8 protein-coding genes are annotated in these 6318 nt (G+C 66.3%); 2 read left to right on the plus strand and 6 right to left on the minus strand.

What is annotated here, in order from left to right:
- A partial coding sequence (locus tag PHX69_RS05105) for a YeeE/YedE thiosulfate transporter family protein (RefSeq protein WP_288042664.1) occupies window positions 1-629 on the plus strand: 629 nt, incomplete at its 5' end.
- A gap of 21 nt (window positions 630-650) precedes the next feature.
- The gene (locus PHX69_RS05110) at window positions 651-818 is read left to right on the plus strand and encodes a hypothetical protein (RefSeq protein WP_165887071.1); all 168 of its coding nucleotides are present in this window, start codon (window positions 651-653) and stop codon (window positions 816-818) included.
- A gap of 116 nt (window positions 819-934) precedes the next feature.
- On the opposite strand, the gene PHX69_RS05115 is transcribed toward PHX69_RS05110, so the two are convergent.
- The 6 genes from PHX69_RS05115 to PHX69_RS05140 form a co-directional block, all read right to left on the minus strand.
- Window positions 935-1525 (minus strand): metal-dependent hydrolase, encoded by a 591-nt coding sequence (locus tag PHX69_RS05115; protein WP_119012519.1) that lies wholly within the window; start codon window positions 1523-1525, stop codon window positions 935-937.
- Window positions 1526-1629: 104 nt separating this feature from the next.
- Complete coding sequence (locus tag PHX69_RS05120; protein WP_288042665.1) at window positions 1630-2535, minus strand: alpha/beta fold hydrolase; 906 nt, start codon at window positions 2533-2535, stop codon at window positions 1630-1632.
- Window positions 2536-2649: 114 nt separating this feature from the next.
- Window positions 2650-3723: a branched-chain amino acid ABC transporter permease gene (locus PHX69_RS05125; protein WP_119012521.1), complete on the minus strand. Its 1074-nt coding sequence runs from the start codon at window positions 3721-3723 to the stop codon at window positions 2650-2652.
- A 13-nt stretch (window positions 3724-3736) separates the two neighbouring features.
- On the minus strand, window positions 3737-4720 hold the full coding sequence (locus PHX69_RS05130; RefSeq protein WP_119012522.1) for a branched-chain amino acid ABC transporter permease: 984 nt from the start codon (window positions 4718-4720) through the stop codon (window positions 3737-3739).
- A gap of 109 nt (window positions 4721-4829) precedes the next feature.
- Window positions 4830-5609: an ABC transporter ATP-binding protein gene (locus PHX69_RS05135; RefSeq protein ID WP_119012542.1), complete on the minus strand. Its 780-nt coding sequence runs from the start codon at window positions 5607-5609 to the stop codon at window positions 4830-4832.
- An 11-nt stretch (window positions 5610-5620) separates the two neighbouring features.
- On the minus strand, window positions 5621-6318 hold a 698-nt coding region (locus PHX69_RS05140; protein ID WP_288042666.1), incomplete at its 5' end, for an ABC transporter ATP-binding protein.

The following is a 6318-nucleotide window of genomic DNA, read 5'->3' on the forward strand; positions in this document are numbered from 1 at the left end:
GCTGGCTGGCGCTGGGCAAAACCGAGCCCGTGGGCCTGGTCAGCACCTGGGGCTGGATGCCTGCGCTGGCGGCCACGCTGGTGGCGCTGGCGCTGGTGGGCTGGGGCGTGCGCCGCTGGGCGGGCAACGCCCACCCGCTGTGGGACAAGCGCTGGGTGGTGGGCGCCATCGCGCTGGCGCTGCTGGCCACGGCCAACCTGCTGCTGGCGGGCCAGCCCTGGGGCGTGGTCTATGGTTTTGGCCTGTGGGCCGCAAAAATCGCCCAGGGCGTGGGCGCGTTTGACCCCAGCGCCAACTGGTTCTGGAGCCAGCCGGGCAACGCCCAGCGCATCACGCAAACCGTGCTGCTGGACGTGACCAGCATCACCAACATCGGCATCCTGGGTGGTGCGCTGTGGGTGGCCGCCAAGAAAACCGAAACCAGCAAGCCCCTGACGGGCCAGCAATGGCTGGTGGGCATGGCCGCCGGGCTGCTGATGGGCTACAGCTCGCGCCTGGCCTTTGGCTGCAACGTGGGCGCCATGCTCAGCGGCATTGCCACCGGCAGCATCCACGGCTGGATCTGGGTGCCCCTGGCCTTTGGCGGTACGCTGATCGGGCTGCGCGTGCGCCGCCATTTCCAGTTCTGAACTGCGCAGGAGACTTTGCCAATGAACACCACCCTGATTTTGCGCAGCGCGTTCTGGTTGCTGCTGCTGGGCTTTCTGGCCTGGGACTTCCAGCACTCTGAGCCCGTGGACTTGCGCAACGAGCCCCCGCTGATCGCCGCAGGCTCAGGCCAGGCGGCGGCGGGCGGACACTGCTCTATGCCCGATTGAGAGAGGCTGAGGGCGCGCGCTGGCAGGCGGCAGCGCGGCCTCTGGCCCTGGCAAGGCGTGCGGCCCGCGCCTTGCGCTGCACGCTGGTGGCTGGGCGCGTGGGCGCCACGCCAGGGTCACACGGCGCCGATGGCGCGCACGGCGAAGGTGGCCAGGCTGCGCAGCACGGTCAGCGTGTGTTTCAGGACGTAGTCCAGCACCTCGGGGGCGAAATGCTCCAGCAAGACCCACCCGGCGCCCAGCGCCAGGGCAAAGCCCAGCAAGCGCTCGAAGGCGCCGCCCGTCAAAAACGTCAGCGGGGATGAAAAACGCCGCTTCACCGGCCACAGCAAGGGCACGCCGCCGTGGGTGACAAAGTCGCCCGCGATGTGGCTGAGGTAGCCCGCCGCCACGCCCACCGCCACCAAAGCCCACCCAGTGCCCACCAATTGCCATTGCGCCAGGCCGTAGCGCAGCGCCAGCGCCAGGCCCACCACGGCCAGCAGGCTGTGCGTGATGCCCCGGTGGCCAAACACGGCCGCAATCGGCATGGAAATGAACGGAATGCGCCGCCCCAGCCAGCTTTTGGGGTGGTCAATGTCGGGCAACAACGCGCCCCCGGTGGCACCGATGAGCAACCCCACGGCCGCCATATCGTGCAAATGCAAAAAACTGACCAGCCCGGCACCCGCAAAAAAGCCGGTGACCAGGTGTGTAGAAACCATCATGGTGTGCAGAGCCCATGCCGTTGGCACCGGGCATGGTCAGCGCCTGGCTGGCACAACCTTTTTGCCCTCTCAACCAATCAACACCAGCGTTAAAAGCTCTTATTTTAGTAGCAAAGAGCCGCATCCCCACCCTCACCCGGCGCGGCGCTGCGCTGCAAAAACCCCGCCACCCAGGCCAGCTGCTCGGGCACGTTCAGCGCGGGGGCGTGGCCGCAGCCGGGCACCTCGATCACTTGCAGCAGGCCGCGCGCGCCGGGGCCGCGCTGGTGCATGGCGGCCACGGTATCGGGCAGCACCAGATCGGACTCGGCACCGCGCAGGCACAGCACGGGGATGTCGAGGGCGTCGTAGTGCTCCCAAATCAGGTAATCGTCTGCGTGGTGCGTGAACTGCTGCACCATGGCCGGGTCGTAGTGCGGCGTGACGCGGCCATCGCCCAAGCGCCGGGTGGAGGTTTCGGTCAGGCGGCGCCACTGCGCATCGCTGAGCCAGCCGTAGGGGCGATAGACTTGGCGGAAGAATGCTTCCAGCTCGGTCACGGTATCAAAGGCCGGGGGCTGGCCCGCATAGGCTTTGATGCGCTCCAGCGCCAGCGCCGACAGTTCGGGCGCGTTGTCGTTGAGCACCAGACTCTGGATACGGCCCTTGAACTGCGGCGCAAACAGGCCCGAGGCACACACGGTGCCAATGGCGCCGCCCATCGACGTGCCCACCCAGTGCGCGCGCGCAATGCCCAGCTGATCGAACAAGTCAGCGGCCAGGCGGGCGTAAAAGCGCAGGCAGTATTCGTGCAGCGGATCGCGGCCCCACTGGCTCAGGCCCCGGCCCAGGGTGTCGGGGCACACCACGCGCCAGCCCTGCGCGGCCAGGTGCGCGGCCAGCTCGTCCATATCGCGCCCAGTGCGCGCCAGGCCGTGCCAGGCAATCACCGCCGGAGCGTCTGGCGCGCCCCATTCGGTGACATGGATTTCGTAGCCAGCGCAGGTGATATAGCGCGATGCAGGAGACATGGCAAAGCCCCTTGAAGGTGAAAAAGCGGTAGCAAAAATGCGGCAGAGGCACGGCAGCAATACGGGGCCAGTGCCACGCCCGGCGCCCCGGGCCACAGCGCCAGCCAAAAACTGTCAACCCGCCCGGCGCAGCGCCCCCATGCGCAAGCGCCCCACCACGCCGGTGGGAAAGTAGTACACCGAGAGCACGAACAGCACGCCCAGCCACAGCAGCCAGCGGTCGGGCGAGAGCAGCGCCGACAGCCACGGCAGGCTGGCCGCCGCCTCGCTGCCCAGCCGCAGCAAATCCTGCAAATAGCTTTGCGCCACCAGAAACAGCACCGCACCAATGACCGATCCGTATATGGTGCCCATGCCGCCAATGACCACGATGAGCAGGCAGTCCATCATGATTTCAAAGCTGAGCGAGGTGTCCGGCCCGTTGTAGCGCAGCCACAGCGCCAGCATGGCCCCGGCCATGGTGGCAAACAGCGCCGACAGCACGCTGGACGTGGTGCGGTACACCACCACGCGGTAGCCGATGGCCTCGGCGCGGAACTCGTTCTCGCGGATGGCTTGCAGCACCCGGCCAAAGGGCGAATTGACGATGCGCAGCAGCGCCAGCACCAGCGCCACGGCCAGCACAAACAGCAGGTAGTAGCAGATCAGCCGCCCATCGATGGCCACGCCCAGAAACGGCTCGTCAAACGGCTCAAAGCTGGGCGACAAGACAGCGGGCACCTTGAAGGTCAGGCCGTCCTCGCCGCCGGTGATGTCCGACAACTGCGAGGCCAGCGTCTGGAACGCCGAGGCCACGGCCAGCGTGATCATGGCAAAAAAGATGGCCCGCACCCGCAGCGAGAACAGCCCCACCGCCAGCGACAGCAGCAGCGACAAGAGCAGCGCCCCGCCCAGGCCCACGCCCAGCGCCGTCCAGGTTGGCCCCAGGCGCGTGGTGGCCACGGCAATGCCATAGGCGCCAATGCCAAAAAACATGGTGTGCGCAAAGCTGACGATGCCGGTGTAGCCCAGCAGCAAATCGAAGCTGGCCACCAGCACCACAAAAATCAGCACCTTGGCCGCCACCGACAGCGCCTTGACGCCCGGAAACAGAAACGGCGCCAGCGCCAGAGCGAAAAAAATCGCCAGCAACACCGCCGCCAGCAGCTTGCTGCGCGGGTAGTCGCCCGAGAGGAGTCGGTTCAGCATGTCAGGCTCCTGTTCAGCGGTTGGCCACCGGATAGATGCCCTGCGGGCGCCACAGCAAGATGGCCACCATCAGCGCAATGTTGGAAAACAGCGCCACTTTGGGCAGCAAAAAGCCGGTGTAGTTGGCCATCAGCCCCACCAAGAGCGCACCAATCAGCGCCCCGCCCGTGCTGCCCAGCCCGCCGATGATGATGACGATGAAGATCAGCACGTTGACCTGCGCGCCCATTTGCGGCACCACGTTTTGCTGGTACAGCCCCCACATCACGCCGCCCAGGCCAGCCAGGGCCGAGCCCACCACAAACACGCCCACAAACAGCCGCCGGATGCGGTAGCCCAGGCTTTCGACCATCTCGCGGTCTTGCACGCCGGCGCGGATCAGCAGGCCCACCTTGGTGCGCGAGAGCACATAGGCCAGCACGCCAAACACCAGCAGGCCCACTGCCACTGCCACGAGGCGGTATTTCTCGATGGCAGCGTCGCCCACCAGTACGGCACCGCGCATGCCCTCGGGCAGTGGCAGCGGGATTTGCTGCGGCCCCCAGATCACCTTGATCAGCTCCTCGCCAATGATCATGCCGCCCATGGTGATGAGGATTTGCTTCAAGTGCTGGCCGTACACGGGCCGCACGATAAAGCGCTCGAACGCCAGGCCCACGGCGCCCGCCACCGCCATGGCCACCAGCATGGCGGGCAGCACCGCCACCAGGTTGCGCCACAGCTGCGCGCTCTGTGTCCAGTCGCCCATGGCGCCCAGCACGCTGGTGGCCACAAACGCGCCCAGCGCAATGAACACGCCGTGGCCAAAGTTGAGCACGTCCATCAGCCCGAACACCAGCGTCAGCCCCGAAGCGATGATGAAAATGATCATGCCCATGGCCAGCCCCGCCACCGTCAGCGTCAGCCAGGTGCTGGGCGAGCCGATGAAGGGCAGCACAATGAGCGATAGCAGCGGCACCAGCGCCAGCGGCTTCCAGTCCAGATCGCGGGTGCTCATGCGGTGCTTCCTCTCACGGTGGGGTGGGTGGGCCAGTGTGCTTTGTTTTTGATAGCTGCCAGCGCGCACTGCATAAGGGCTGGAGCCTGATTTTGCTTGAAATGGTGCATCACAGTGCCAACCCCAGTAGCTGGCGCTGCAAGGCCTCGTCCTGCGCCAGCGCGGCCATGCTGCCGGCGTGTACCACGCGGCCGTTGTCCATCACGGCCACGCTGTCGCCCAGCTGCTTGGCAAAGTGGATGTTCTGCTCCACCAGCAGCAGCGTGACACCGCTTTTTTTGAGCTGCCCAAAGGCGTCGATCATGTTGTTGACCATCACCGGCGCCAGACCCTTGCTGGGCTCGTCGATGATGAGCAGGTCGCGCGGCTCGACGATGGCGCGGCTCACGGCCAGCATCTGCTTTTGCCCGCCACTGAGCTTGCCCGCCGGGTGGTTCCAGAACTTCTCTACCGCCGGGAACAGCTTGAAAATCCATTCCAGCCGCGCCGTATCCATCTGCGCCACATTGCGCGCCTGGCGGGCGGCCAGCAGCATGTTTTCTTTCACCGTCAGGTCGGCAAAGATGCCCATGTTCTCGGGCACGTAGGCAATGTTCAGGTGGGCGATGTGCGGCGTGTGCAGCCGCGTGATGTCGCGCCCGGCAAAGGTGATGCGGCCCTGCGATGCCTGCCACAGGCCCATGATGGTGCGCAGCGTGGTGGTCTTGCCCGCACCGTTGCGGCCCAGCAGCATGGTCAGCTCACCCTGGGGCACGGCCAAATCCACGCCGTGCAGGATGTGGTATGCGCCAATGTGCGTGTGTACGCCCTGCAATTGCAGCAAGGGTTGCGCACTGGCCACGGGCTGCGCTGGCCCCACAGCCCGCTGCGGCGCACCAGTGGCGGTCATGACAGCGATGCTCATGCGGCCTCCTTGGCCACGCCCAGATAAGCCTCTTGCACCACGGGCGAGGCAATCACCTCAGCGGGTGCGCCATCGGCCACCAGCGTGCCGTTGGTCAGCACGATGATGCGGTCGGCCAGCTCGCGCACCACGTCCATCTTGTGCTCGACCAGCAGGATGGTTTTGCTTTTGTCTTGTTTCAGCGCACGGATCAGGTTCAGGATCACGGGCGCCTCGTCGTGGCTCATGCCGGCGGTGGGTTCATCAAACATATAGACCTGCGGCTCCAGCGCCATCAAGAGGGCCACTTCCAGCTTGCGCTGGTCGCCATGGGGCAAGCTGGCCACGGGGGTGTCGCGCCGCTCTTGCATGGCCACGGCGTGCAGGATTTCTTCTGCCCGCTCGGTGAGCTGGCGGTGGTCGCTCCAGATGCTCCACAGGTTCAGGCCACGGCGGTGTTTGCCCGCTTGCGTGGCCTGCACGGCCAGGCGCACGTTCTCCAGCACGCTCAGGTTGGGGAACAGGTTGGTGAGCTGAAACGCCCGCCCTAGCCCCGCCCGGGTGCGCGCCGATGCCGATAGCCCCGTCAGCTCGCGCCCGCCCAGCCGCACCGAGCCAGCGCTGGCCTTGAGCTGGCCCGAGATCAGGTTGAAGTACGTGGTCTTGCCCGCGCCGTTGGGGCCAACGATGGCGGTGAGCGTGCCCGGCGCAAAAG

The organism is Simplicispira sp. (genome assembly GCF_028687295.1).
Lineage (GTDB): Bacteria > Pseudomonadota > Gammaproteobacteria > Burkholderiales > Burkholderiaceae_C > Simplicispira > Simplicispira metamorpha.

Excerpts from the sequence above, each read along its gene's own strand:
- PHX69_RS05115 (WP_119012519.1), bottom strand. The coding sequence starts at position 1,525 with ATGATGGTTTCTACACACCTGGTCACCGGCTTTTTTGCGGGTGCCGGG.
- PHX69_RS05130 (WP_119012522.1), bottom strand. The coding sequence starts at position 4,720 with ATGAGCACCCGCGATCTGGACTGGAAGCCGCTGGCGCTGGTGCCGCTG.
- PHX69_RS05110 (WP_165887071.1), top strand. The coding sequence starts at position 651 with ATGAACACCACCCTGATTTTGCGCAGCGCGTTCTGGTTGCTGCTGCTG.
- PHX69_RS05120 (WP_288042665.1), bottom strand. The coding sequence starts at position 2,535 with ATGTCTCCTGCATCGCGCTATATCACCTGCGCTGGCTACGAAATCCAT.
- PHX69_RS05125 (WP_119012521.1), bottom strand. The coding sequence starts at position 3,723 with ATGCTGAACCGACTCCTCTCGGGCGACTACCCGCGCAGCAAGCTGCTG.
- PHX69_RS05135 (WP_119012542.1), bottom strand. The coding sequence starts at position 5,609 with ATGACCGCCACTGGTGCGCCGCAGCGGGCTGTGGGGCCAGCGCAGCCC.